This window comes from Sphingobium sp. BYY-5 (assembly GCF_022758885.1).
Lineage (GTDB): Bacteria > Pseudomonadota > Alphaproteobacteria > Sphingomonadales > Sphingomonadaceae > Sphingobium.
The window spans coordinates 1,917,935-1,943,127 of record NZ_JALEBH010000001.1 but is presented as its reverse complement, the minus strand read 5'-3'; the positions used below and the strand labels follow the sequence as shown (position 1 = coordinate 1,943,127).

The 25,193-nt window shown below is 63.5% G+C and carries 22 protein-coding genes and 1 tRNA gene; 9 read left to right on the top strand and 14 right to left on the bottom strand.

Going from position 1 to position 25,193, the window contains the following annotated elements; all coding sequences use genetic code 11:
• Nucleotides 1–59: 59 nt before the first annotated feature.
• Together MOK15_RS09295 and MOK15_RS09290 are read right to left on the bottom strand one after the other, a co-directional pair.
• Nucleotides 60–617 carry a spore coat U domain-containing protein gene (locus MOK15_RS09295; RefSeq protein ID WP_242931350.1) on the bottom strand — a complete coding sequence of 186 codons (558 nt, stop codon included), beginning with the start codon at nucleotides 615–617 and terminating at the stop codon, nucleotides 60–62.
• A gap of 396 nt (nucleotides 618–1,013) precedes the next feature.
• A tRNA-Cys gene (locus tag MOK15_RS09290) sits at nucleotides 1,014–1,087 on the bottom strand.
• A gap of 190 nt (nucleotides 1,088–1,277) precedes the next feature.
• On the opposite strand from MOK15_RS09290, the gene MOK15_RS09285 reads away from it, so the two are divergent.
• The 8 genes from MOK15_RS09285 to MOK15_RS09255 all read left to right on the top strand — a co-directional run bounded on the left by MOK15_RS09285 (nucleotide 1,278) and on the right by MOK15_RS09255 (nucleotide 11,245).
• Entirely contained in the window at nucleotides 1,278–1,910 is a 633-nt protein-coding gene (locus tag MOK15_RS09285; RefSeq protein ID WP_242931349.1) for a protein-L-isoaspartate O-methyltransferase, read from the top strand.
• A gap of 20 nt (nucleotides 1,911–1,930) precedes the next feature.
• Complete coding sequence (locus tag MOK15_RS09280) at nucleotides 1,931–3,424, top strand: TolC family outer membrane protein (RefSeq protein WP_242931348.1); 1,494 nt, start codon at nucleotides 1,931–1,933, stop codon at nucleotides 3,422–3,424.
• Nucleotides 3,425–3,494: 70 nt separating this feature from the next.
• Complete coding sequence (locus MOK15_RS09275) at nucleotides 3,495–3,962, top strand: DUF2497 domain-containing protein (protein ID WP_242931347.1); 468 nt, start codon at nucleotides 3,495–3,497, stop codon at nucleotides 3,960–3,962.
• Between the two features lie 100 nt (nucleotides 3,963–4,062).
• Nucleotides 4,063–6,090: a S9 family peptidase gene (locus MOK15_RS09270; protein ID WP_242931346.1), complete on the top strand. Its 2,028-nt coding sequence runs from the start codon at nucleotides 4,063–4,065 to the stop codon at nucleotides 6,088–6,090.
• Nucleotides 6,091–6,200: 110 nt separating this feature from the next.
• Nucleotides 6,201–6,335 carry a hypothetical protein gene (locus MOK15_RS21870; RefSeq protein ID WP_278254135.1) on the top strand — a complete coding sequence of 45 codons (135 nt, stop codon included), beginning with the start codon at nucleotides 6,201–6,203 and terminating at the stop codon, nucleotides 6,333–6,335.
• Nucleotides 6,301–6,939 (top strand): zeta toxin family protein, encoded by a 639-nt coding sequence (locus MOK15_RS09265; RefSeq protein WP_242931345.1) that lies wholly within the window; start codon nucleotides 6,301–6,303, stop codon nucleotides 6,937–6,939. Before MOK15_RS21870 ends, MOK15_RS09265 begins: the two co-directional genes overlap by 35 nt.
• Before the next feature lie 44 nt (nucleotides 6,940–6,983).
• Nucleotides 6,984–9,683 (top strand): valine--tRNA ligase, encoded by a 2,700-nt coding sequence (locus MOK15_RS09260; protein ID WP_242931344.1) that lies wholly within the window; start codon nucleotides 6,984–6,986, stop codon nucleotides 9,681–9,683.
• A gap of 110 nt (nucleotides 9,684–9,793) precedes the next feature.
• Entirely contained in the window at nucleotides 9,794–11,245 is a 1,452-nt protein-coding gene (locus tag MOK15_RS09255; RefSeq protein WP_242931343.1) for an MATE family efflux transporter, read from the top strand.
• A gap of 140 nt (nucleotides 11,246–11,385) precedes the next feature.
• On the opposite strand, the gene MOK15_RS09250 is transcribed toward MOK15_RS09255, so the two are convergent.
• On the bottom strand, nucleotides 11,386–13,026 hold the full coding sequence (locus MOK15_RS09250) for an ATP-binding protein (RefSeq protein ID WP_242932704.1): 1,641 nt from the start codon (nucleotides 13,024–13,026) through the stop codon (nucleotides 11,386–11,388).
• Between the two features lie 237 nt (nucleotides 13,027–13,263).
• Between MOK15_RS09250 and MOK15_RS09245 the strand changes: the two genes are divergently transcribed.
• Nucleotides 13,264–14,346: an acyltransferase family protein gene (locus MOK15_RS09245; protein ID WP_242931342.1), complete on the top strand. Its 1,083-nt coding sequence runs from the start codon at nucleotides 13,264–13,266 to the stop codon at nucleotides 14,344–14,346.
• Here the strand turns inward: MOK15_RS09245 and MOK15_RS09240 are convergent.
• From MOK15_RS09240 to MOK15_RS09190, 11 genes are all read right to left on the bottom strand, one after another.
• Nucleotides 14,333–15,349: an LLM class flavin-dependent oxidoreductase gene (locus MOK15_RS09240; RefSeq protein ID WP_242931341.1), complete on the bottom strand. Its 1,017-nt coding sequence runs from the start codon at nucleotides 15,347–15,349 to the stop codon at nucleotides 14,333–14,335. The genes MOK15_RS09245 and MOK15_RS09240 overlap by 14 nt on opposite strands.
• A gap of 44 nt (nucleotides 15,350–15,393) precedes the next feature.
• On the bottom strand, nucleotides 15,394–15,834 hold the full coding sequence (locus MOK15_RS09235) for an Hpt domain-containing protein (RefSeq protein ID WP_242931340.1): 441 nt from the start codon (nucleotides 15,832–15,834) through the stop codon (nucleotides 15,394–15,396).
• Nucleotides 15,835–15,925: 91 nt separating this feature from the next.
• Nucleotides 15,926–16,135 (bottom strand): sulfurtransferase TusA family protein, encoded by a 210-nt coding sequence (locus MOK15_RS09230; protein ID WP_278254134.1) that lies wholly within the window; start codon nucleotides 16,133–16,135, stop codon nucleotides 15,926–15,928.
• A 4-nt stretch (nucleotides 16,136–16,139) separates the two neighbouring features.
• Complete coding sequence (gene der, locus MOK15_RS09225) at nucleotides 16,140–17,504, bottom strand: ribosome biogenesis GTPase Der (RefSeq protein ID WP_242931338.1); 1,365 nt, start codon at nucleotides 17,502–17,504, stop codon at nucleotides 16,140–16,142.
• A gap of 143 nt (nucleotides 17,505–17,647) precedes the next feature.
• Complete coding sequence (locus tag MOK15_RS09220) at nucleotides 17,648–18,997, bottom strand: PQQ-binding-like beta-propeller repeat protein (protein ID WP_242931337.1); 1,350 nt, start codon at nucleotides 18,995–18,997, stop codon at nucleotides 17,648–17,650.
• Nucleotides 18,998–19,005: 8 nt separating this feature from the next.
• Nucleotides 19,006–19,704, bottom strand: a complete 699-nt coding sequence (locus MOK15_RS09215) for a tetratricopeptide repeat protein (protein ID WP_242931336.1) — start codon at nucleotides 19,702–19,704, stop codon at nucleotides 19,006–19,008.
• A gap of 75 nt (nucleotides 19,705–19,779) precedes the next feature.
• Nucleotides 19,780–20,652: a 3-methyl-2-oxobutanoate hydroxymethyltransferase gene (panB, locus tag MOK15_RS09210; protein WP_242931335.1), complete on the bottom strand. Its 873-nt coding sequence runs from the start codon at nucleotides 20,650–20,652 to the stop codon at nucleotides 19,780–19,782.
• A 237-nt stretch (nucleotides 20,653–20,889) separates the two neighbouring features.
• Nucleotides 20,890–23,349 (bottom strand): TonB-dependent receptor, encoded by a 2,460-nt coding sequence (locus MOK15_RS09205; protein ID WP_242931334.1) that lies wholly within the window; start codon nucleotides 23,347–23,349, stop codon nucleotides 20,890–20,892.
• 164 nt (nucleotides 23,350–23,513) lie between these two features.
• Nucleotides 23,514–23,702, bottom strand: a complete 189-nt coding sequence (locus tag MOK15_RS09200) for a YezD family protein (RefSeq protein ID WP_242931333.1) — start codon at nucleotides 23,700–23,702, stop codon at nucleotides 23,514–23,516.
• A gap of 107 nt (nucleotides 23,703–23,809) precedes the next feature.
• The gene (locus MOK15_RS09195) at nucleotides 23,810–24,478 is read right to left on the bottom strand and encodes an alpha/beta hydrolase (RefSeq protein ID WP_242931332.1); all 669 of its coding nucleotides are present in this window, start codon (nucleotides 24,476–24,478) and stop codon (nucleotides 23,810–23,812) included.
• Between the two features lie 334 nt (nucleotides 24,479–24,812).
• Nucleotides 24,813–25,178 carry a PRC-barrel domain-containing protein gene (locus tag MOK15_RS09190; RefSeq protein ID WP_242931331.1) on the bottom strand — a complete coding sequence of 122 codons (366 nt, stop codon included), beginning with the start codon at nucleotides 25,176–25,178 and terminating at the stop codon, nucleotides 24,813–24,815.
• Between the last annotated feature and the right edge of the window lie 15 nt (nucleotides 25,179–25,193).

Sequence of the window (25,193 nt, the reverse complement as noted above, 5' to 3'; positions counted from 1 at the left end):
CATATCGGGGGCACCATCGCATGGCCGGACGGCCCGCGCCCGCTGGCAACCGCCGCGGCCTAGGGATTGAAGGAGACTGTTACCACGACGACGTCGCTATAGGTGCCAGTGACCAGGCTGTTGGCGCCAAAAGCGCGCCCGAATATGGGCACCGTCTGGACACTGCCGTCCGACGCCAGGACGATGGTGCCGTCCACGGGGATCGCGGTGCCGCCGGCCACATCCTCATACAGATTATAGGTCACATAGTTCGCGTCGGCCGTATGCTTCATCGCGCGCGCGCCGGTGGTGCCCGTGTTGCTGCTGCCCAATCCGGCGAAGCTGCCGCCCGAAAAAGCGATCGTCGGTTCGATGCCGTCGCTGCACTGGATGGCGATGCCATTGCCGACCGTGCCGACAAGCTGGGCGTCCGCCGTGGTGAAATAGCTATTTTGGGTGCCGAAATCGATCGTCCCGAAATCGACGCCGGTGGTGGTGTCGGGAACAACCGCATTGTTGATCCGGCAAGCCGTCGTCAATGTGATCGTGGCGTCTATAGTACCGGTAATGTCGGCATGAGCCGGCATCGAAAATGCCGCAGCGCAGAGCGCAGCCAATATAAAGGCTGGTTTACCCATAGTCCATCCTCCCACATCAACACATGCCGGCCCCCGAATTCTATCAATCTGACTTCTTCTGTCCCGCCATGCTAAGGTACGGCAAGGTACAGAATTTTCCTTTCCATCAACATTGCACAATATTTATTCTGGATCAACTTTTCATCAGAACATTTGACCAAGAATCAATGTCTATAGCCTTTACGGCTGCTGTCGGTCCAAAGTGGAGTCGTCTCTTCCGACTATGATCGAGTGGAAAGGGTGGAAGACGATGTCATGGGAAATTGTCGCCTGGTCTGCGCGACGGAGAGTCGGGCCTTGCGGGCTTTCCAGTCGATGTCGCGCGGATGGCTCTGCCCTGGAGTAGGCAAGCTATTAAAAAATGGGATTTTTCTATGCTCAAGCCGGAGGCTGTGATGGAGGCCCGAGCCGGAATCGAACCGGCGTGCAAGGATTTGCAGTCCTCTGCGTAACCACTCCGCCATCGGGCCTCGGCATGTGGGTGGCCGCAGATGTGCGGCTTTGGCGGCAAAGTCAAGCGGGGTCCGGCCCGAAGCGCGCAAGAATCTTGGTGGCCGCCATGCAAAGCCGCTTGGCGCGGGGGCTTTGCTGATTTAGAGGTCCGATGATCTCCTTAGTGTATTGCATTGCCAATACAGTTGTGCCAAGCGAGGAACTATCGTGACCGAGCAGAACTATTCTTCGATGCGGAACGCCATGGTCGACAGCCAGTTGCGCACCAGCGACGTGGACGACCAGCGCGTGATCGCCGTGATGGCCAAGGTGCCGCGGGAGGACTTCGTCCCTGCCGATCGCCGCGCCATGACCTATGTCGATCGTCCGATTCCGCTGGATGGCGGTCGTGCGCTGAATCCGCCGCTGGTCACGGGTCGGCTGCTCAAGGAAGCGCAGATCGCCGAAGGCGACAAGGTGCTGCTGATCGGAGCGGCGACCGGCTATGCCGCTGCGCTGTTGGTCGCGCTTGGTGCCCAGGTGACGGCGGTCGAGGAAGAGGGCGGGGCGGAGATCGCCGTGCCCGGCGCGACCGTGGTGCGCGGGGCGCTCCATGCCGGCGCGCTGTCCGGCGCGCCCTATGACGTTCTTTTCATCGACGGTGCGGTGGAGGAAGTTCCCGCCGCGCTCGTTCAGCAGCTTGCCGATGGCGCGCGCGTCGTGACGGGTGTCGCCGATCGCGGCGTCACGCGCCTGTGCAGCGGCCGGGCGGTCGGCGGCTCGCTGGGGCTGAACAGTTTGATCGATATGGAAATGGTCGTGCTGCCTGGTTTTGGCGCGGCTCAGGCTTTTGTGTTCTGAAAAAGGATGGGCGGAGGGCGATGACAGCGAAGCGCATATATGAACGGCATCGTGCCGCGGTCGCATTGCTGTTGCTGACCTCTGCTCTGGCTGGCGCCATGGTCGCCCCAGCCCAGGCCGAAACGCTGCAGGGGGCGCTGGCCAAGGCCTATGCCTCAAATCCGACACTGACCGGCGCTCGCGCCGGTCAACGGGCGACCGACGAAAATGTGCCGATCCAGAAGGCCAGCGGTCGGCCGGCGGTCGATGTCACGGGCAGCTTTAGCGAGAGCATCCTCAAGCCGACGATCAGCTTCACCTCGCCCCAGCGGACGGTGAACGCTCAGGCGCAACTGAGCGTGCCGGTCTATTCGGGCGGCGCCGTGCGCAACAATGTCAAGGCCGCCAAGATTCGGGTCGAGGCGGGACAGGCCAATTTGCGCGGGACGGAAGCCAGCATCTTTTCGCAAACCGTGGCCGCCTATATGGACGTGATCCGCGACAATGCCGTGGTGTCGCTCAACCAGTCGAACGTGAAGGCGTTGGAGGTCAATCTCCAGGCGACCAATGATCGCTTCGAGGTTGGCGATGTCACGCGGACCGATGTCGCCCAGTCCGAATCGCGACTGGCGCTGGCGCGATCGGATTTGCAGACGGCGGAAGCCAATCTGATCACGAGCCGCGAAAATTACATCGCGCTGGTGGGCGATGCGCCCAATGCGCTGGATGCGCCGCCGGCGCTGCCCGGCCTGCCGGCCACGCCGGTCGTGGCGGTGCAGGTCGCACTGAACGACAATCCGGACATATTGGCCGCCAAGAAGAGCCGGATCGCCGCCGGCTATGATGTGAAGGTGGCCCGCGCCGGTCGCCTGCCGACGGTTTCGGGCTTCACCACGGCGGGCTATACCAATTATCTCCATACACTTGACCAGGCAGGTCAGGCTGCTGAAGAGGGCCCGCAGATCAACAAGCAGGCCGCCGCCGGCGTCCAGTTGACCATCCCCCTTTATCAGGGTGGTCGCCCGGCCGCGCAGGTCCGCCAGAATCAAGCGCTCGAATCGCAGGCGATCGAACGCGAGATCGAAGTGGAACGCAGCGTCATTTCGCAGACGCGCGCCGCCTATGCGAGCTGGCAGGCGTCGCTGGAGAGCATCGAATCGAACAAGAAGGCGGTCGACGCCGCCAATCTGTCGCTGGAAGGCGTACGCGCCGAAAATTCGGTGGGCAGCCGTACCATCCTCGACATCCTCAATGCCGAGCAGGAGGCGCTCAACGCCAAGGTCCAGTTGGTGACGGCGCAGCGTAATGCCTATGTTGCCGGTTTCAGCTTGCTCGCCGCGATGGGGCATGCGGAAGCCGACGATCTGGGGCTGGAAAGCGGTACGCTTTACGACCCGATGGTCAATTATGAGCGGGTGAAGGGCAAGTGGCTGGACTGGAGCTTCGATTCGAAGCCCACGCCCGTGGCGACGCGCACCGTTGATACGCCCGCGCAAAATGCCAATGTCGACGCCGCTTCTTCGCAGCAGCCTTAATTGCTTGTTAACCCGGTCGGGTAATTCTAAAGCCTAAGGATGCGTAATGCGTTTCGGACGGGGACTATCCATGGGTGACATGACCAAGGAACCCTCGATGGAAGAGATACTTTCTTCCATCAAGCGGATCATCGCCGAGGAGGGCGAGGCGGCGGTGCAGGCTACGCCTCGCCGCGCTCGTGCCGAGGCGGCGAAGGCCGCCTTGATCGAACCGGCGGTCGAAGAAGTGCTGGAACTGACCGAGGAGGTCATGGAGGAGGACGTGATGCCCGCTCCCAAAGCTGCCGCTAAAACGCCTGCTGCGCCCGCATCCGGTAAAGATTCCATCCTCTCGGTTGAAAGCGAAGTCGCGGCGCGCCATTCGCTGTCCACCCTGTCCTCGATGCTGGTCGCGCCGCAGGACGGCCAGGACAACACGCTCGATGGGCTGGTCCGCTCGATGTTGAAGCCCATGCTCAAGGATTGGCTCGACGCGCGCCTGCCGGCGCTGGTCGAGGATATGGTCGCCAAGGAAATCGCGCGCATCACAGGCCGTTGAGCGCCCTTGCGATGATTTCTGTGGAGGCTTAGACCCCTCGCATCCTGACGACGCCTTGGCGGATGCCCTGTGCGTCGCGATCCGATCCGAGGGTGATTTCATGAAGATATTTTTGCTTGCCGGGCTTGGTATGATGGCCCTGGCAACCGCGCCCGCGCTCGCCCGGCCGTTCACGCCGGCCGATATGGTGGCGCTGGACCGTATTGCCGCGCCGGCCGTGTCGCCGGACGGCAAATGGCTGGCCTATCAACTGCGCAGCACCGACCTGGCCGGTAATCGCGGGCGGATGGACCTCTATCTGCTCGACATCGGCAAGCCGGGCCAGACACCGCGCCTGATCGCGTCGAAGCCTGACAAGAATGAGACGTCGCCGGTCTTTTCGCCTGACGGGACGGCGCTCTATTTCCAGTCCAACGCGAGCGGTGACGATCAGCTCTGGCGCGTGCTGCTTGCGGGCGGCGATCCGGTCCAGATCAGCAAGGCGCCGGGCGGCATTTCCGGTTTCCTGCTCAGCCCTGACGGGGCGAAGGTCGCGCTCTGGGCAGACCGCCCGGTCGGCGCGCGGACGATCGACGATGTGAAGCCGGATGCTCCTGCCGACGCAGGCAGTGGCCGCGTCTATGACCAATTGTTCGTGCGCCATTGGGACACATGGGCGGACGGCCAGCGCTCGCAGATTTTCGTCATGCCCGTTTCGGGCGGCCCGGCCGTGTCGGTGATGGGCGGTCTGGTCGGCGACAGTCCCTCCAAGCCGTTCGGCGGCGCGGAGGAAATCGCATGGGATGCGGAGGGCAGGACGCTCTTCTTCGCGCTGCGTCAGGCGGGGCGGATCGAGCCGCTGTCGACCAACCTCGACATCTTCTCGGCTCCGGCAGACGGCAGCGCCGCGCCGGTCAACCTGACCGCCGCCAACGAGGCGACCGACACCATGCCGGCGGTGTCGCCCGACGGGAAGTGGCTCGCCTATGCGGCGATGAAGCGGCCGGGTTATGAGGCCGACCGGCTGGTGCTGATGCTGCGCAACATCGCGACGGGCGAGACCAAGCCGCTGACCGAGGGCTGGGATCGCTCGGTGGCCTCGATCGCCTGGGAGGCGAACGGCAAGGGCCTGCTCGTCACCGCCAATGACGTGCTCGACAATCCGGTGTTCCGTGTCGATGCAGTGTCGGGCAAGGTCACGCGGTTGACGGAGAAAGGGCATGCCGGCAGCGTCGTACCGCTGCCCCAGGGCGGTTTCGTCTATGCGCTCGACAGCATCCAGTCGCCCGCCGATTTCTGGAAGATGCCTGCAACAGGCAAGCCGGTGCGCCTGACCAGCGTCAATGCGCAGAAGCTGGCCGGCGTCGATGACGTGTCGGTCGAACGCTACAGCTTCAAGGGCGCCAATGGCGACACCGTCTGGGGCCAGATCGTGAAGCCGCGCGGCGTGACGGGCAAGCTGCCGGTCGCCTTCCTGGTCCATGGCGGGCCGCAGGGCAGCTTCAACGATTCATGGTCCTATCGCTGGAACCCGAAGGCCTTCGCCGCCCATGGCTATGCCGCCGTGATCGTCGATTTCCATGGCAGCACCGGCTATGGTCAAGCCTTCACCGACAGCATCAACAAAGATTGGGGCGGCAAGCCGCTCGAAGACCTGAAGCTGGGCCTTGCCGCCGCCGCGGCGAAGGACGCGCAGGTCGATGCGGGCAACGCCTGCGCGCTGGGCGCCAGCTATGGCGGCTATATGATGAACTGGATCGAAGGGCTATGGGCCGACGGCTTCAAGTGCATCGTCCAGCATGACGGCGTGTTCGACGCGCGCGCCATGGCCTATGAGACCGAGGAATTGTGGTTCGACGAATGGGAACATGGCGGCCCCTATTATGAGAAGCCGCAAGAGTTCGAGAAATGGAACCCGGTCAACCATGTAACCGCGTGGAAGACGCCGATGCTGGTGGTGACGAGCGAGAAGGATTTCCGCATTCCCTATACCCAGGGACTGGCCGCCTTCACCGCGCTCCAGCGGCGGAACGTGCCGTCGAAGCTGCTGGTCTTCCCCGACGAGAACCACTGGGTCCTGAAGCCCCGCAACTCGCTGCAATGGTATGGCGAAGCGCTGGGCTGGCTGGACAAGTGGACGGGGAAATAGGTCTTTCCTAACCTATCCACCGCTATTATCTCTGTGGTAGAGGTAACGACATGACTGATAAACGCCCCAGTGATCTGCCAACCAAATGGAAGCGTGCGCCGAACGGTGAGATGATCGCCGTCAAGGTTGTGCAGTCCGAAAGCGAAACATTGGAATATGATTTGCTCGCGGCATTTCGATCCAATGTGCGTAGGTTGAAGCGCGAGCGCCGTGAGCGGGCCAAAGATGCAGATATCGCCGCGTAAGGCGGAGAAACCTTCCCTATGGATTATTGCTGGACCCAACGGGTCCGGCAAAAGCACGCTCTACAATCGCACGGATATCGACGGGTGGGGCGGTTCTATCTGGATTATCAATCCTGATCTTCTCACCCTCCGCTTGATGGAGCAGGAAGGTTTGGCCCAGAATGATGCAAATCGGGCGGCGCTCGATCGTATCCAGAACTGGCTGGATGCATCCATCGAAGTTCATCAGACGATTGGTGTGGAAACCGTGCTTTCCACCTCCAAATATCGAGAGTTGATTGATCGCGCCAAAGCGCGAGGTTTCGATGTCCGAATGCTTTATGTGGTCTTGGAATCGGCCGACCTCCAGATCCAGCGCGTGAGATTGAGGGTTTCCGAGGGCGGACATGACGTGCCGGCCGACAAAATCATTGCGCGTCGCGCCCGTTCTTTCGAGCAGCTTGCAATTTTTGCCAAACATCTCGATTATTTGGCGATTTTCGATAATAGTCGTGGTGATCCGAAGTTGGTTGCCATCAAGAAATATAAAAGACCGTTGTCGGTGGTAGGTGCCTTGCCGTCCGATCTACGAGCCGTTTTACAGGCCAATCTTGTGATCGAATGATGCGGTTTAATTGACGTTCTCGACGTTCCCGCTAAAGCGCGATCATGACCGAACTGCCCAAAACCTTCGACCCCGCCGATATCGAATCCCGCTGGTACGCCCATTGGGAGGAGAAGGGCCTGTTCCGCCCCGATCGCCCGGACGCGACGCCCTTCACCATCGTGAACCCGCCGCCGAACGTCACGGGCAGCCTGCATATTGGCCATGCGCTCGACAACACCTTGCAGGATATCGTCATCCGCTACGAGCGACTGCGCGGCAAGGATGCGCTCTGGGTGGTCGGCACCGACCATGCCGGCATCGCGACCCAGATGGTGGTCGAGCGTCAGATGGAGGCGCGCCAGGACAAGCGCAGCAACTACACCCGCGACCAGTTCGTCGAGAAGGTCTGGGAATGGAAGGCGGAGAGCGGCGGCACCATCACCGGCCAGTTGCGGCGGCTGGGCTGTTCCATGGACTGGGCGAACGAACGTTTCACCATGGACGAGGGGTTCTCGAAGGCGGTCGTCAAGACCTTCGTGGAACTGCACAAGCGCGGCCTGCTCTATCGCGACAAGCGGTTGGTGAACTGGGACCCGCATTTCCGCTCGGCCATTTCGGACCTGGAGGTCGAGACGATCGAGACCAAGGGCGGCTTCTGGCGCTTCCGCTACCCGCTGGCGGACGGCGTGACGCTGGCCGACGGCAGCGACCATATTGTCGTCGCCACGACGCGCCCCGAAACCATGCTGGCCGACATGGCGGTCGCGGTCCATCCCGAAGACCCGCGCTACAAGGATGTGATCGGCAAGGACATCCTCCAGCCGATCACCGGCCGCCGCTTCAAGGTGGTGGCGGATGATCATGCCGACCCGGAACTGGGATCGGGCGCGGTCAAGATCACGCCGGGGCATGACTTCAACGATTTCGAAGTGGGCAAGCGCGCGGGCTTCAAGGCTGGCGAGATGCTCAACATGTTCGATGCCGACGCCAATGTCGTCCAGACCGCCGACGACCTGATCCCCGATCGCTTCCTGGGCCTCCACCGCTTCCGCCATGATGGCGTCGATGGCGCGCGCGAGGCTGTCGTCGCGGAGATGAAGGCGCTGGGCCTGCTGGTCCCGCACGTCACCAAGGACAAGGAAGGGGAGGAGGTCTCCGCCGATTTCGAGCCGCGCACGATCCAGACCCCGTTCGGCGATCGCTCCAATGTGGTGATCGAACCCTGGCTGACCGACCAATGGTATGTCGATGCGGAGAAGCTGGCCGTGGCCCCGATGCAGGCCGTGCACGACGGCGCGATCGAGATCGTGCCGAAAACGTGGGAAAAGACCTTCTTCAATTGGATGGAGAATATCCAGCCCTGGTGCGTGAGTCGTCAACTTTGGTGGGGGCACCAGATTCCGGCTTGGTATGACGAGGACGGCAATCCCTATGTCGCGGAGAGCGAAGCGGAGGCGCAGGCTCTGGCTGGCAACAAGAAGCTGGTGCGCGACCCCGACGTCCTCGACACATGGTTCTCCTCGGCGCTCTGGCCGTTCGGAACGCTGGGCTGGCCCGAGCAGAGCGAGAAGCTGTCAAGGCACTACCCCAACGATCTGCTCATCAGCGGCTTCGACATCCTGTTCTTCTGGGACGCGCGGATGGCGATGCAGGGGATGGAGTTCATGGGCGACGTGCCGTGGCGCAAGCTCTATCTCCACGGGTTGGTGCGCGCGGCGGACGGGCAGAAAATGTCCAAGTCCAAGGGCAATGTGGTCGATCCGCTCGGCCTGATCGACCGGTTCGGCGCGGACGCGCTGCGCTTCTTCATGGCGGCGATGGAAAGCCAGGGCCGCGACGTGAAGATGGATGAGAAGCGGGTCGAGGGCTATCGCAACTTCGCGACCAAGCTGTGGAACGCGGCGCGCTTCCTACAATCCAATGGCGTCACCGCCTCGACCACGCACGAAGCGCCCGCCGCGCAGGCTCCGGTCAACCGCTGGATCATCGCGGAGACGGTGGCGACGGTGCAGGCGATCGACACGGCGCTGGCGGATTTGCGCTTCGACGCGGCGGCCAACGCCATCTATCATTTCGTCTGGGACCAGTTTTGCGACTGGTATATCGAACTCACCAAGGGCGCGATGGACGATGAGACGCGCGCCGTCGCGGGCTGGGCGTTCGACCAGATATTGGTGATGCTGCATCCCTTCATGCCCTTCATCACCGAAGAGCTGTGGCATCTGACCGGTGAGCGCGAGAGCGAGCTGATCGTCGCCCGCTGGCCGCAGGGGCTGGCCGCCGTCGATACCGATGCGCAGGCGGAAATCGACTGGCTGATCCGGCTGGTGAGCGCGATCCGCACCGCGCGGACCGAACTCAACGTGCCGCCGGGCGCGAAGCTGCCCATGGTGGTGCGCGACGGGTCGGAAGAAACGCAGCGCCGGCTCGACCGGCAGGGTGTGGCCCTCGCACGCCTGGGTCGCGTCGAAAGCCTGAGCTTCGGCGAGCCGCCTGCGGGCGGGGCGGCGCAGATCGTGGTGGACGAAGCGACCTTCATCCTGCCGCTGGAAGGCGTGATCGACATCGCGGCGGAAAAGACCCGCCTCGCCAAAGCGCTGGCCGCGGCGGAGAAGGAGCGGGATTCGCTGGGCGGTCGCCTCTCGAATCCGAGCTTCGTCGAAAAGGCCAAGCCCGAAGCCGTCGCCAAGGCGCGCGAGGATCATGCCGAAAAAACCGCCGAGGCGGATCGTCTGAAGGCGGCGCTGGACCGGTTGGGATAAGCCGCTAAAGAAGGATGCGCTCCTGCGAAAGCAGGAGCCCAGGATGCCAGCTAATGCCGGTTCGCCCTGGGCTCCTGCTTTCGCAGGAGCACTTACAAGGAGGGCCGGGCGTGAGTGGAGAGGGCAAGGGTGCAAAAGACCTGACGCAGGGGCCGATCGCGTCGACCCTGCTGCTTTTTGCTATCCCAACCCTGGCGTCCAACATTCTCCAGTCGCTCAACGGTTCGATCAACGCCATCTGGGTCGGCCGCTTCCTGGGCGCGCAGGCGCTGGCGGCGACCGCCAACGCCAACATCATCATGTTCCTGATGTTCTCGGTCGTGTTCGGTTTCGGCATGGCGTCGACCGTGATGATCGCGCAGGCGATCGGCGCGCGGGACGTGGACGCGGCGCGGCGCGCCTTCGGATCGGCGGTCGGCTTCTGCTCCATCATGGGGCTGGGCGTCGCCATCGTGGGGTGGATCGGCGCGCCGGCGCTGCTGCGCCTGCTGGCGACACCGGCGGAGGCGTTCGACCTGGCGCTCACCTATCTGCGCGTCATCTTTATCGCCATGCCCGCGACATTGCTCAGCGTCATGATGATGATGGGCCTGCGCGGCGCGGGCGATGCGCGCACGCCGCTCATCTTCATGATCGTCAGCGTCGCCATCGACCTGATCCTCAATCCGGTGCTGATCCTGGGGCTGGGGCCGATCCCCGCCTTCGGCATTGCGGGGTCGGCCGCGGCGACGGCTGTGGCGGGTTTCGTCAGCCTGATCGGCCTGGTCGCCTTTACCTATGCCAAGGATCTGTCCCTGCGCTTGCGGGGCAGGGAAATGGCCTATCTCTGGCCCGCTGCCGACCAGATGCGCGTGCTGGTGGGCAAGGGATTGCCGATGGGCCTGCAGATGATCGTCATGTCGGTTTCTGGCCTCGTCATGATCGGGCTGGTCAATCGCGAAGGATTGCTGGTGACGGCCGCCTATGGCGCCGCGCAGCAGATATGGACCTATCTCCAGATGCCCGCGATGGCGATGGGCGCTGCGGTCAGCGCCATGGCGGCGCAGAATGTCGGCGCGGGCCGGTGGGACCGGATCAGCCGCATCACCGGCTATGGCATGGGCTATCTGTTCGCGATCACCAGCGCGATGATCGTCGTGATCCTGCTGTTCCATGCGCCGTTGCTGTCGCTGTTCCTGGGAACCAACCAGGCGGCGATCGATGCCGCCTGGAACATGCAATTGCTGGCGAGTTGGAGCTTCCTGCTGTTCGGCTGCACCATGATCCTGTTCGGCGTGATGCGCGCCAACGGCGTGGTGGTGGCGCCGCTCGTCATCCTGACCTTCACCCTGTTCGGGGTGCGGCTGGGCTTCTACGAACTGGGCTATCCGACGCTGGGCGCCAATGCCTTGTGGCTCAGCTTCCCGGCCGGATCCTTGGCGGCGTTCCTGCTCGCCTGGGCGGTCTATGCGCAGGGCGGCTGGCGCAAGGCGAAGCTGATGGTCCAGCCCCATGAGGAGGAGTGCCGCGAATCGGTGAACAGCGAAACCGAACCCGCCGGACGGATCGCGCCGGTAGGCTAGGGCCGATCGCCATTCAGATGATGACGTGGCGAAAATGGCGGCTTTTCGCGACCCGGAGCGCAGCGTACTAAAAGTACGTGAGCACCGGAAGCGCGGAAAGCCGCCATTTGCAGCCCGTTAGGGCTGAATGGCGATCGGCCCTAGCGCCCCTGGTTACGCCAGCGGGTGATGGTGCGATCCAGGATGTCCGGTTCGCTGCCCGATTGCCGCCAGAGTTCGGTGAAGCTGGGATCGCCCGATGCCGGCCGGCGGCTTTCCTCCAGATTGTCGAGCGAGACGCGGATCGGCACGGCGACACCCTCGCCGCAGATGATCGCCTCCCGGTTGCGGAGCGCGGGGATTGAATCGAGGAAACCGCGTGAGCCTTCGGGCATGGCCGCCTTCACAAATGCCTGGTCGCGATCGTTGTTGAGGCGCATCGAGATGATCGTGCCGCATTGCGACAGCACGCCTTCGGCCAGGTCAGAAGGGCGCTGGGTGATAAGGCCCAGCGACACGCCATATTTACGGCCTTCCTTGGCGATCCTCTCCAATATCTTGCGCACCGCCTGACCCGAACCGGTCGTCGAACTGGGAATATAGCGATGCGCTTCCTCGCAGACGAGGAGGATGGGGCGCTGCGGTTCGTCGCGCGCCCAGATGGCGTAGTCGAACACCAGACGCGACAGCACTGACACGACCACGGACGTGATGTCGGACGGCATGGCGGACACGTCGATGATCGAGATCGGCTTGCCGTTCGCGGGCAGGCGGAAGATCTTCGCCAGAAAGGCCTGCATCGTGTCCGCGACCAACATGCCGGAGAACATGAAGCTGTAGCGGGGATCGGCCTTGATCTCGTCGATCTTGGTCTTGAGCCGCATATAGGGCAGCGAACCCGTCCCCTTGTCCAGCTTCCCCATCTCATTCTGGAGGATGGTGGTCAGGTCGGACAGCAGATAGGGGATGGGGGAATCGACGGTCAGGCGGCCAATGCTCTCCGCCAGCCGGTTCTTCGATCGAGCAGCGAGCAGGCATTTGGCCAATATGTCGCAGTCCACGGTCCGGTCGGACCCGGAGGAGGTGACGAACACCTCGCAATGCTCCTCGAAATTCATCAGCCAATAGGGCAGAGCGAGGTTGCTGACGTCATAGACCGCGCCATTCTGCGCAAAGGCGGCGCCATATTCGCCATGCGGGTCTATCATCACGATATGCCCCTGCGGCGACAGGTCGCAGATGCGGTGCAGGATCAGCGCTGCGCTGGTCGACTTGCCCGTGCCGGTCGAACCCAGCAATGCGAAATGCTTGCCCAGCATGGAATCCACATAGAGCGCGGCGCGTGTGCCGCTGGTCGGATAGACGGTGCCGATCTGGACATGCGGCCGATCGTCGGCGGCGTAGATTTGATCCATGTCCTGGCTCGATACCGGGAAGATGTCGGTGCCCGGCGTGGGATAGCGCGTCACGCCGCGGCGGAAGCGGCAGATGCGCCCCGTCGGCGCCTCTTCGTCGCCTTCACCCAGGAAATCGATATCGGCGACGATGCCCTTGCTCGCCTGGTCCAGCGTCATCGCCCGCACGCTGGCCACCAGCCAGCTATGGCCGACCCGCATCTTGACCTGGCTGCCTACCTGTCCGGCCATGGCGATGCAGGGGTCGGGATCATGGCCGAGCACAGCCAGTTGCGGCGCATCGATCAATATCTTGGAACTGGAACCGGCAATCTGGAACACCATGCCCATGGACTGGTTCACCGCCGACGGCGCGGCGGCGGCGGAGAGTTGATGTGCGCTCGGCATTTGGGTCATGAGTCTGTGATCGCCCCTGCAACCGGAACGACTTCCGATTGTCGGGGGAGGAGATAGGGGAGATAGGTAAATATTGGCTTATGCCGGGATGGTTGAGCCGGTCGCCCATATTGTCTATGTCCTTCGAACAGTGCGGCTTTTGCCCGCAGCTCCGCCACGGATCGTCCCGTCCCATGGAACGTGGAGCCAGTTCCGGCATTCCATAAGCGTCACAACCAGGATATTTTCTTGCCTGAAACCCTACCGGTCCATGGAGCGCGCCGCTCCGACGCGATTTCCATAGCCCGTGTCATCTGCATCCTGGGAGTGATCTATGTCCACGCCTGGACGGGTCTCAACGGGGAGATGCTGGCCTCGCTTCGCGGTAGTACGCAGGATGATCTGCGCTGGACATTGATGGAGATATTCGGGCGGAGCGCCGTGCCGCTGCTGGGCCTGATTTCGGGATGGCTGGTGGCGGCTTCGGGGCGCACGCGCGACTGGACCGGCCATATCGCGCGCAAGGCGCGGACGATCCTTCTGCCGATGATCCTGTGGAACATGCTGGCGATCCTGTTTGTATCGGGCGCGGCCTGGTTGTTCGGCCTGTCGGCGCCACAGCCCCGATCACTCTGGTGGGTCGTGGATGAAGTCCTCATCCTGACCCGCAATCCCGACATCAATGTCCAGATGCCGTTCCTGCGCGATCTGTTCCTCTGCATGGTCGCGGCCCCATTGCTGGTGCGTCTGCCGGACTGGACGCTGGGCCTGATCGTGATCCTGGCGGGAGCGGCGCATATCGCGGGGCTGGGGCCGCCCGTGCTGATGCGGGTGTCGATCCTCTTCTTCTTCGTCCTCGGCATCCTCACCCGCCGCCATGCGGGGGAGGAGTGGATCGCGCGCCTTCCGCTGCCGCTAGCGCTTCTGCCCTTTGCCCTGCTCATGGCGGCGCAGCTTTATCGAACGATCAGGCTGGGGGACGGGGAATGGCTGTCCTTCCAGCGCAGTCTGGACCTCGCCGTCCGCGTCAGCGCGGCCATCGCCTTCTGGCGCTTGGCCTGGGCGCTGGCTGGAAGCGTCGTGCGTGGCCTGTTGCTGCGGCTGGAGCCTTTCGCCTTCTTCTTTTTCTGCGCCCATCTCATCCTGATCTGGCTGGGCGGGCCGGTGCTGGGGGCGATATTCGGACCGATGGGATCGTCGCTCTACCCGATCTATCTGATCGCCCAGCCCTTCGTCATTCTGGCGGCGGTGATCCCCGCCGGTCTGGCATTGCAGCGGATCGCACCCGGCGCCGCGTCCATCCTCAGCGGCGGACGGCTCAGGGCGCGTTGAGCGCCGGTTCGCCCGCCGTCACCGCCTGCGCCGCCGCCATGGCGATCGCAAAGCTGCGCTTGCGCGCGACGGGATCGAAAATCTGGCCGGTCACGATCAGTTCGTCCGCCTGGGTGCGGCGCAGGAAGGCGGCGATGTCGCGTTCGACATCGGCCTGCGTACCAATGCTGGAAACACTGAGCACATCGGCCAGCATCGCCTGCGCCTGGCCGGGCAGGCTGTCATAATAGCCGGGGACGGGTGGCTGGAGCTTACCGGGCTGCCCGGTGCGCAGGCGGACGAAGGCCTGTTGCATCGAACTGGCCAGCAGTTGTGCCTCCGCCGCGTCATCGGCAGCGAAGACATTATAGCCCGCCATCACATAGGGATATTTGAGCTGCGCCGACGGACGGAAATCGCGCCGATAGATCGCGATTGCCTCGTCCAGCGCGGAAGGCGCGAAGTGGGAGGCGAAGGCATAGGGCAGGCCGAGCGCGGCGGCGAACTGCGCGCCATAAAGGCTGGAACCCAATATCCAGATCGGCACCTGCGCGCCCGCGCCCGGCGTCGCCTGAATGCCCAGCCGCTCGTCGTCCGCGAAAAAGGCCTGAAGTTCCATGACATCGCGTGGAAACTGGTCCGCCCCGCCTGCCAGATTGCGCCGGATGGCCTGCGCGACCCGCTGGTCCGAACCAGGCGCGCGGCCCAGGCCCAGGTCGACGCGGCCGGGGAACAGGGCGTCCAGCGTGCCGAACTGTTCGGCGATCAGCAGCGGCGCATGATTGGGCAGCATGATGCCGCCCGCGCCGATGCGGATGGTGGAGGTGGCATGCCCGATATGCGCGAGGACGACCGATGTCGCGGCCGATGCGATGCCCGGCATCCCATGATGTTCGGCGACCCAGAAACGGTGATAGCCAAGCGTTTCGGCATAAGCGGCGAGGTCCGCGGCGTTGGCGAGCGCGGTGGCGGCATCATCGCCCTCACGGACGGGGACCAGGTCGAGCAGGGAAAAATGCGTCATGCCCGCCATATGGGGGCATGATGGGTTTCATTTCAATACGAAGATTAGACGCCCCGGCCGAAACCCGGTGCGGGCGCTTCGGTCCGGCGGCCGAAGCTGGTCGGACGGCGCGCCACCAGCGGGTTCGCATCGCGGTCGAGCAACGTCATCGTCTCGGTGAAGCAGGGGCGCAGCGCCACAACGGTCTCGATCAACTCTTCCGGCCCTTCATGCGTTTCCACGCAGCGGCGGGCGGTCATCTCGATTTCTTCCGCCATCACGCTCAGGCGGAAGGCGCCGAACTGGGCGGCTTCGCCCTTCAGCCGATGGGCCGGCGGGACCAGGGCAGCCGCATTGCGGGCGCGGAACGCCTCCTCGATCGCGTTGATCGACTGGACGCCATCGTCGCGGAAATAGCCCAGGATGCGTAGAAAGGCCGCGCCCAGCTCGCTCCGGGTCCGCGCAAACTCGGTCCAGTTGACCAACTCAGTCTGTAGATGAGACACCCCACCGCTCCTTTCCTTGTAACGCGAAGATAGGTCTTGCGCGTAAACGGCGGGTTAAAGCGGGGCGGGACAATGAGGAGTGCGCCGCGCCTCAGGTGCGTCGCAGCGAGAAACGATGCTGGCCCAGGACGGCAAAGGCCCATTGCTGCTGCCGGGCCATCGCCTCCAGCTCCGTGGCGGCGTTCGGGTCGTCCGCCTCGATGATGATGGCGTCCGCTTCCCGCATCGCACGCGCCGCGCGCAGGGCTGGCCAGGGACATTTCATGCCCCTGGCGTTTATCGGGACCGGATCGGCGGCCATCGCTTTACTTGGTCGCGAACGGGTTCTTCTGGCTCCGCAGCGTCAGCCGCACCGGCACCGCGCCGAAACCCAGTTCCCTGCGGATGCCGTTTACCAGATAGCGGCGATAGCTTTCGGGCAGTTCGTCCAGCCGCGTGCCGAACAGGACGAAGGTCGGCGGGCGGGTCTTGTTCTGGGTGATGTAGCGCAGCTTGATCCGCTTGCCACCCGGCGCGGGCGGCGGATTAGCTTCCAGCGCGGTTTCGAACCAGCGATTGAGCACGCCGGTAGAGACGCGCTGCGACCAGGCGGTGCGGGTTTCGAAAGCGACGTGGATCAGGTCGTCCAGACCCTTTCCGGTGGCCCCGGAAATGGTCATGATCGGCACGCCGCGCACCTGCGCCAGCCCCTCGTCCAGCGCTTTCTTGATCCCCTGGTACAGGGCCGATCCATGTTCGACCGTGTCCCATTTGTTGAGCGCCACGACAAGCGCGCGGCCCTCCTCCAGCACCCTGTCGGCGATGCGCAGATCCTGCGCCTCCAGGCCACGGGTAGAATCGATCATCAGCACGACGACCTCGGCGAAGTTCACGGCGTTCAGACCGTCAGACACCGCCAGCTTTTCCAGCTTGTCCTGCACCTTGGCGCGTTTGCGCATCCCCGCTGTGTCGATCAGGCGGACGGGACGCTCCAGCCCTTCGCGATTGGTCCAGTTCCATTCGACGGCGATGCTGTCGCGGGTGATCCCGGCTTCCGGCCCGGTCAGCAGGCGGTTTTCCCCCAGCAGCCGGTTGATGAGCGTGGACTTGCCCGCATTGGGCCGGCCGACGATGGCGAGCTTGAGCGGTGCGCTCTCGTCATCCTCGTAGAACTCCTTCTCATGCTGAAACTCTTCACGCTCCAGATGGGGAAGCAGCGCCTGGAACAGGTCGGCCATTCCTTGGCCATGTTCGGCGGAAAAGGGGATGGGTTCGCCCAGGCCCAGGCTGAAGGATTCCATCACGCCGTCATCCGCCGCCTTGCCTTCTGCCTTGTTGGCAACCAGCACCACGGGCGCGTCGTTGGCGCGCAGCCAGCGGGCGATTTCCTCGTCCAGCGGGGTGATGCCTGCGCGCGCGTCGATCATGAACAGCGCGACGTCGCAATTGTCCACCGCCGCTTCGGTCTGCATCCGCATCCGGCCGGGCAGGGACTGCGCGTCCTCATCCTCATAACCGGCGGTGTCGACGATCGTGAAGTCGAGGCCCAGCAGATGCGCCTCGCCCTCGCGCCGGTCGCGGGTGACGCCGGGCTGGTCATCGACCAGCGCCAGCTTCTTGCCGACCAGGCGATTGAACAGGGTGGACTTGCCCACATTGGGGCGTCCGACGATGGCTACCGTGGGCAGCATGCCCGCACTTCCTTCCGAGTTAAATAATGCGCTTGTCACAAACGTCGTGCTCCTGCGAAAGCGGGAGCCTAGGGTTCATGGGCACTTGCCTCACCCTAGGCTCCCGCTTTCGCAGGAGCACAAGCTTTTTCTGGAATCGGCTTTTACCGAAAAGCCGTCAATTTTCCATCATCCGCCAGCAGATAGAGCATGTTGTTGGCGACGATGGGGGACAGCGACATGGACTTGCCCAGGTCCACCGTCGATTGGGTATTACCGGTCGCCGGATCGACATAGACCATCTGGCCGCGCGTGGACACCACGATCAGGCGCCCGCCGGCCAGCACCGGACCGGTCCAGCGGATCGCCTTGTCCTTCTTCTTTTCCTTCTGCCAGCGGCGAAGCTGGCTGATCCACCGGATCTTGCCGGTCGCGCGGGCGACGCAGAGCAGCTTGGCGTCGCTAGTGACGGCGAACACCCATTCGCCCACGACTGCGGGGGTGGAGATACCGGCGATGTTGATTTCCCAGAGGCGCTGGCCGCTGGTCAATTCATAGCTGGCCATGCGCCCGCCCTGACCGATGGCGAAGACGCGGCCACGATCGATCACCGGGTCGGCGTCGATGTCGGTCAGCGACGCCACCGCCGTCGAGATGCTGGTGCGCGACAGCGCATCGCCCCACAGGTCGCGGCCATTTTCATAGCGATAGGCGGTGATTTCACCCGAGCTATAGCCGGCAACCACCGTGCCCTGCGCGGCGGCGGGGGCGGCGACGCCGAAAATGCCGGTGACTTGCAGCGTGCCGCTGTCGGTCCACTGGGTTTCGCCGTCGGTCTGGTTGAGCGCGAAAATCTGGTTGTCCTGGCCCATCACATAGACATGGCCGTTTTCCAGCGTCGGCGCACCGCGCAGCGGGCCGCCCGGATGCTTCTTCCACAGGATCTTGCCGTCGGCCACGTTGAGGGCGAACACGTCGCCCAGGCCGGTGCTGGCATAGATATGGTCGCCCAGGACGCTGACGCCGCCGCCGAAGAGCGCGCTGCCGGTGCCCTTGCCCTCGGCGGGGAGGTTGGTCTGCCACAGTCTGGCGCCGGTGGCCGCGTCGAAGGCGATGACATGCGCGCCGGCGTCGGTGACGAACAGCTTGCCGCCCGCCACGACCGGCGATGCCGCGAGCCGCGCCTGGGGCGAACTGCCCCGGATGGAGGCGGTCCAGACCTGGCTAGGCGATCCGCCCAGCGAGACATGGCCCATCGCCTTGGACGGATCACCGCCCGGCTGCGACCAACTGTCGTTGACATAGGGCGCGGGCAGGCTGACGGGGACGTCGGCCAGCGACGGATCGACTTCGACTCCCTGCTCGTTGGTCAGGATCGATACGCGATTGCCGACGACCGGAGTCTTGGGGCCGCCCTTCTTGCCGCCGACGATGCCGCAACCCGCGAGCAGCGCGATCATCGCCGCCACGGTCACGGTACGCCCGATCGGCGCCAGGCTCTTCATGCTCACCATCCGTTCGCTTATCCTTCGCTCGGCTCGGCCGGAATCTCAACCGCGTCGATTCCCATGACACCTGCCATCTGACGGGCGCGTGAACGGATCGATTGCGGCACATTGACGTCCTTGGCCATGGCCGCGAACATCGGCCCGGCCAGATCATTCTTGCCCATCTTCATATAGGCGACGGCGACCAGTTCGCCGGCGCTGCCGAACCAGGGGGCGCCCTCGATGGCGAGGGGCTTGAGGCGATCCACCACCTGCTGGGGCTTGAGGCCGTCAAACTCCAGCGCCGTCTGGCGGATGAGCGCCAGGTCGCGATAGGGCTGATCGAGGCCGGTGTCCGCCGCCATCGCGCTGTAGACGGCGATCGCCCCCTTGGCGTCGCCCTTGCGTGCTGCGGCGCCCGCCTTGATCAGCAGGGCGGATGCGCGATAGCCGGGCTGGCTCGCCTTGGTGAGGGCGTCAAGCTGTTTGGCGTCGGGCGTGCCGCCGCCCACGGCGGCGTCCAGCACCGTATCCATCTTTTCGGACACGACTTCGGACTGCGTCTTGCTGTAATGCTGCCAGTAGAGCCAGCCGCCAAAAGCGGCGAGGCCAAGGACGACGACGACCAGCAGGGCGCGACCATACCGTTCCCAAAAGGTGAGAAGCTGATCCTGACGGACGGCTTCGTCGACTTCGCGCATGAAGGCTTCGCTGTTTTGCGGCGTGAGGGCCACGGGAATCTCCGAGAAATGAGTCCGAAATATCTGCCGGAAGGCGCGATCAATAGCGGCGCTTATGCCACAGGCAAATCAATTTTTGGGCCGATAGACCTGATCGTCGGTCGGAAAGGCCCGGCTGCGCACGTCGGCGGCATAGCGTTCGGCGGCATTGCCGATCGTTTCGGCGATATTGTCATAGCGCTTCACGAAGCGCGGGACACGTTCGAACATGCCCAGCATATCCTCCGTCACCAGCACTTGCCCGTCACAACGGGCCGAAGCGCCGATGCCGATCACCGGCACATCGACGCTGGCGGTGACGGCATCGCCCAGTTCCTCCATCACGCCTTCGAGAACCATGGAAAAAGCGCCGGCTTCCGCCACGGCCCGCGCGTCGGCCATGATCTTCGCATGTTCCTCCTGGCTCTTGCCCCGTGCGCCATAGCCGCCCAATGCGTTCACCGCCTGGGGCGTCAGGCCGATATGCGCCATCACCGGGATGCCGCGCCGGGTCAGGAAGCGGATGGTTTCGGCCATCGCTTCGCCGCCCTCCAGCTTGACCCCGGCAGCGCCGGTTTCCGCCATGACCCGGCTGGCGCTGGCAAAGGCCTGCTGGGGGGAAGCCTCGTAGCTGCCGAACGGCATGTCGACCAGCACGACGCTGTGATAGCTGCCGCGCACCACCGCCGCGCCATGGGCGATCATGATGTCGAGTGTGACGGCCAGGGTGGAGGGCAGGCCGTAGATCACCTGGCCCAGCGAATCGCCGACCAGCAGCATGTCGCAATGGGGATCGAGCAACTGCGCCTGCCGCGCCGTATAGGCGGTCAGCATTACCAGCGGTTCGTCGGTCTTCCCCTCGAACTTGCGCCGCTGAATGGCGGGCACGGTCAGGCGCTTCATCGGCGCTGGCGTGGGGTTGGCGCGGCTGGTGGCGGTGTCGATCGTGAAGGTCGTGGACATGGTGGCGCTCTACCGCAGCCACGGGCGGGGCGCAAATCGCGTGTCTCATCAAGCTCAACCGTCATTCCCGCGAAAGCGGGAACCCATCTCCCACAAGAATGTGCTTGGTGCGACGTCAGGAGATAGGATCCCCGCCTGCGCGGGGATGACGAAAATATTTAGAAAGAGGACCAAGATGAAAAATGCGGGAGCGACAGGGCTGTGTCGCTCCCGCAGGGGTGAACATCGTGGGAGGGATCAGAACGAGAATTTGATCGTGCCGCCCCAGGTCTGCGGGTCGCCGGGCTGACCGGCGATCAGACCGGTGTTGCCGGGCGCGACCTGGAGATTCTCGATATAGTTCACGTCGAAGGCGTTGCGGACCCAACCGAAGACGTCGAAGCCTTCGCCGCGGAAGCCGGCACGGAAGTTGGTCAGGGCATAGCCCTTCACCTCCGTGTAGATCGACGGGGATGCGTTCGAATTCCAGTGCGAACGGTAATTGCCGTCGACGCCCAGATAGACCTGGCCTTCCTTCGCCAGCAGCGTGACCGGGATGTTATATTCGGCGCCGTAGGAGAAGGCCCATTTGGACACGCCCGGCAGGCCTTGTCCGGAAATGTCGCACTGGCGCGGGCTGAGCGCGCCCGGAACGCCCGGCTGCGAATAGTCCGGCGTGGCGCTGGCCGGCTGCAACGTGCCGCCGGACAGTTCGGGCGGGCAGGGGGCGTTGGTGAACTTCTTATATTTGGCGTCGGTATAGGCGCCGTTGGCATAGGCGGTGAAGCGATCGCTTGCGACGACCTTGAAGTCCGCCTCGATGCCCTGCGACCGGACCTTCTCCGCGTTGGCGAGATAGCCGCGCACGGTGCCGAACTGGCCGCCATTCACCGTCGCCTGGAAATTCTTGATGTCGGTGCGGAAGGCGGACAGGTTGAAGGTTGCCCGGCGATCCCAGAACTGCGTCTTCAGGCCCAGTTCGAAATGGTTGACCGATTCCGGCTTCACCGTGCCGGCGTCGTAATTCACCGTATTGTCGGCATTGAGCGGCAAGCCGTTCTGGTTGATGCCCAGCGTCTTGAAGCTCTTGGCATAGGTCGCATAGGCTAGGACGTCGCGGGCGACCTTGTAATTGACGTTGAAGTCGTAGGTGAAGTTCCACGCGCTGTCGGACGGCGAACTGACCTGCGGCTGGTAGACGCCGCACTGCGCCGCCAGTGCCGAACCTGCGGCCGGGGTCGGGGTGCAACTGATGACCTGACCTGCGCCATTGGTCACGACACGCTGGTAGAAGCCCGACTTCTTGTCATAGTTGATGCGCGCGCCCGGCTGGATGGTCAGCGCGTCCGTCACCTTCCAGCTCAACTGGCCGAACAGCGCCGCGCTGTCGGCTTTCAGCCATTGCGTGTTGCTGGCGGTCAGGCCTTCGAGGATGCTGGGCGTGGCGGCCTGCGTGCCGGTCAGGCTCCAGCGGCTGGCGTCGGCGCCCTGCTGCTCGGTGCCCTGCGTGTCGATCCGCTGCTTGAAGCCGAACAGGCCGACGACGAAGTCGATCTTCTGGCTCTCGTAATTATAGCGGAATTCCTGGCTATACTGGTCCTGCTGCGACGGGTTCTGCGACTTGGCGACGATCGACAGGCCGGTGAAGTCGCGGTCATTTTCCGGCTTCCAGTCCCAGAAGCGCCAGGCCGTGACCGACGTCAGCGTGCCGGGGCCGACATTCCAGACGGCCTTGGCCGACACGCCGCCGATCTTGTTGCCCGCATTCAGGTTCGAATCGAGGTCGGTCAGGCGGTCATAGGGATTGGTGCTGGGCACGGCATAGTTGCGGCCGGGATTGGCGGCGTTGATCGCGGCGACCAGCGCGTCATATTGGCGGGTGAGCGCGCGCTGGGTCTTGCCGACGCGGACATAGACGGTGCCGCAGCATTCGGGGTCCTGCTTGCTGTAATCGCCCGACAGCGTGAGGCTGAAGTCCTCGCTGGGCTTGAACAGCAATTGGCCGCGAATGCCCAGATTGTCCTGCTCGTTGATCCAGCGCTGGCTCGTCACATTATAGAGCGTGCCGCGGCGACTGGTCGCGGCGACCGCGATGCGGGCGGCGATCGTGTCGGTCAGCGGACCGGACACGGCGGCCTTGGCCTGCTTGTAGTTGAGGTTGCCGACGGTCAGTTCGGCGCGGCCTTCGAAATCGAAGGTCGGCTGGTTGGTCGTGATGTTGATCGCGCCGGCGGTGGTGTTCTTGCCGTAGAGCGTGCCTTGCGGGCCGCGCAGTACTTCGACCTGGGCGACGTCGAGAAAGTCGAAGGTCGCGGCGGCGACACGGCTGTTATAGACATCGTCGACATAGATGCCGACGCCCTGTTCGAAGCCGTCGCTGGTCAGGCCGAACGGCACGCCAAGGCCGCGGATGTTGACCGATGTGTTGCGCGGATTGGTCGTGTAGACCTGAAGCGTTGGGGCAAGCTGCTGGAGCTTCACGATGTTGAAATTGCCGGTGGCCTCGATGCTGTCGCCCTTGACGACGGAAATGGCGAGCGGCACTTCCTGTGCGGTTTCCTGCCGTCGGCGGGCGGTGACGACGATCACGTCGCCGCGAACATTGGTCTGCTCGGCGCCCTCCACGGCGGGTTCGGGCGCGCCCTCCTGCGCATGAGCGCCAGGCACGATAATGGAAGCGCCCGCCACGCTGGCGAGCAACAGGAAACGCGCAATCATGATATTCCCCTTTTATCCGGCTGTCCGGTGATTGATGATCGCGGCTCCGCCGGTGTTCCGGTCAGGACCAACATATTGGGCATGATGATCGCTTGTTGCGGCTCACCCCCAAACCGCATGGGCTGCGTTGCCGCGACCCGGAAATAATGGCTCGCTGCCGGCCTTCAGGCGGTCAGGCGCGTCTTTTCGGTTACGTCGATCTGCACGACGCGGGCGTCATGGATCGTCAGCGTGATGGAACCGAAGCGCAGGTCCTGCAGCACGTCACGCACCTTTTCGATGCTGGCGACGATATCGATACGCTGTGGATCGCTGCGTCCGTTGCGAAAATCTATCGGTCTTTGGTCAGTCATGAGCACCTCTTGAGACCTTATTATCTCAACTTCTAAAGTAGACAAAAAAAGAAAAATAAGGGGCGGACAAGTTTGTCTTGTCCGCCCGGCTGGTTCGGCCCGATGGATCAGCCTTGCACGGACACGCCCGGCGGGGTGGAGTGGGATGCTGTCCGGCCAATTGCCGACAGGGCGGGATCGCCGCCTGACGCAGGGGCTTGCGCACCGTCGATCAGCCGTTCGAGCAGATTTTGCCCGAATTGCCAGTCATCCAGATGCGAATCGGCATTGATGTGGCCGCAATGACCTGCATCGACGAACTGGCTACCCCAATATTTGCCCATGCTGTGGGCGCGTTCGAAGAAGATATAGGGATCGTCCCGGCTCGCCACGAGAATGGAGGGGAAGGGAAGCTGCGAACGCGGCACGGGGCCGAAATTGCCGATCGTATCCGGCGTTTCCACCCGGTCGCAGTCGGGCGGGGCCACCAGCAGTGCGCCGATCACCGGCCAGCCATAGGCCTGGCTCTGCAACGCACCCCACCAGGCGACGGTGATGCAGCCCAGGCTATGGGCGGCAAGAATGACCGGCCCGTCAATCTCCCGGATTGCGGCATCGAGTCGCGTGACCCATGCATTGCGATTGGGACTGGACCAGCGCCCCAGTTCAACCCGTTGACAATCGCCGCGGCTTTGTTCCCAATGCGTCTGCCAATGTCCGGGACCGCTATTGTTGAGGCCTGGGACGGTCAAAATGACCGGTTGGCGCGTCCTGCCCGCACTTCCGAATCGGTCCATGAAGCTCTCCTCATTCTTCCTTTCGAGGATATATATAAAACTCTATTTTTGAAGTAGACAATTGGCAAGCGACAAAATGTGTCTGAATTTGGGCAGCCGGTGGCGGGCCGGCAAAGAGGGAAAAGGAGTCCGATCCTTCGACCAGACGCCTTCTCGTTCAGACGCCATGGGGATGCCTGGAGTTTGCTTAAAAATGCGCGGGAGAGCGCATTTTTAAGACCGCACCTGCCCTCATCCCCGCCCGGCCACCCGACGGCAGTATCATATGGGTGGCCGGGTGGGGGAGAGGGCAGGTGCCGCTATGCGCCGAAAGGCGCATCCTCAAAAAAGCCGCTCACCAGGGATAGATCAGCCCATAATAGCGGTAGACGTTGCGGCCATAATCCTCGTCATAATCGGGGCGCTGGTCGGCGGTATGGCGCGGCGCGTCGTCAAGCTGCTGCTTGTCCAGGTCGACCACATAGCCGCCCTTGTCGACATCATAGCGCAGCATCGACCAGGGCAGGGGATATTCATCATTGCCTATCCCCAGGAAGCCGCCGAAGGACAGCGCCGCATAGCGCACCTGCCCGCTTTGCTTTTCCACCATGAAGTTGGAAATCTTGCCCAGTCGTTCGCCCTCGCGGTTGTAGACGGCCGTGCCTTCGACCCGATCGGATGCGATCAGGTCGCCACGATTTTCCATCGTCGGGTCAGTCATTGTCACTCTCCTGCA

Bases quoted from the DNA above. Each gene is read 5' to 3' on its own strand.
- MOK15_RS09295 (WP_242931350.1), bottom strand. From the start codon at position 617: ATGGGTAAACCAGCCTTTATATTGGCTGCGCTCTGCGCTGCGGCATTT.
- MOK15_RS09280 (WP_242931348.1), top strand. From the start codon at position 1,931: ATGACAGCGAAGCGCATATATGAACGGCATCGTGCCGCGGTCGCATTG.
- MOK15_RS09275 (WP_242931347.1), top strand. From the start codon at position 3,495: ATGGGTGACATGACCAAGGAACCCTCGATGGAAGAGATACTTTCTTCC.
- MOK15_RS09270 (WP_242931346.1), top strand. From the start codon at position 4,063: ATGAAGATATTTTTGCTTGCCGGGCTTGGTATGATGGCCCTGGCAACC.
- MOK15_RS21870 (WP_278254135.1), top strand. From the start codon at position 6,201: ATGATCGCCGTCAAGGTTGTGCAGTCCGAAAGCGAAACATTGGAATAT.
- MOK15_RS09260 (WP_242931344.1), top strand. From the start codon at position 6,984: ATGACCGAACTGCCCAAAACCTTCGACCCCGCCGATATCGAATCCCGC.
- MOK15_RS09250 (WP_242932704.1), bottom strand. From the start codon at position 13,026: ATGCCGAGCGCACATCAACTCTCCGCCGCCGCCGCGCCGTCGGCGGTG.
- MOK15_RS09240 (WP_242931341.1), bottom strand. From the start codon at position 15,349: ATGACGCATTTTTCCCTGCTCGACCTGGTCCCCGTCCGTGAGGGCGAT.
- MOK15_RS09230 (WP_278254134.1), bottom strand. From the start codon at position 16,135: ATGGCCGCCGATCCGGTCCCGATAAACGCCAGGGGCATGAAATGTCCC.
- der (WP_242931338.1), bottom strand. From the start codon at position 17,504: ATGCTGCCCACGGTAGCCATCGTCGGACGCCCCAATGTGGGCAAGTCC.
- MOK15_RS09220 (WP_242931337.1), bottom strand. From the start codon at position 18,997: ATGGTGAGCATGAAGAGCCTGGCGCCGATCGGGCGTACCGTGACCGTG.
- panB (WP_242931335.1), bottom strand. From the start codon at position 20,652: ATGTCCACGACCTTCACGATCGACACCGCCACCAGCCGCGCCAACCCC.
- MOK15_RS09205 (WP_242931334.1), bottom strand. From the start codon at position 23,349: ATGATTGCGCGTTTCCTGTTGCTCGCCAGCGTGGCGGGCGCTTCCATT.
- MOK15_RS09200 (WP_242931333.1), bottom strand. From the start codon at position 23,702: ATGACTGACCAAAGACCGATAGATTTTCGCAACGGACGCAGCGATCCA.
- MOK15_RS09195 (WP_242931332.1), bottom strand. From the start codon at position 24,478: ATGGACCGATTCGGAAGTGCGGGCAGGACGCGCCAACCGGTCATTTTG.
- MOK15_RS09190 (WP_242931331.1), bottom strand. From the start codon at position 25,178: ATGACTGACCCGACGATGGAAAATCGTGGCGACCTGATCGCATCCGAT.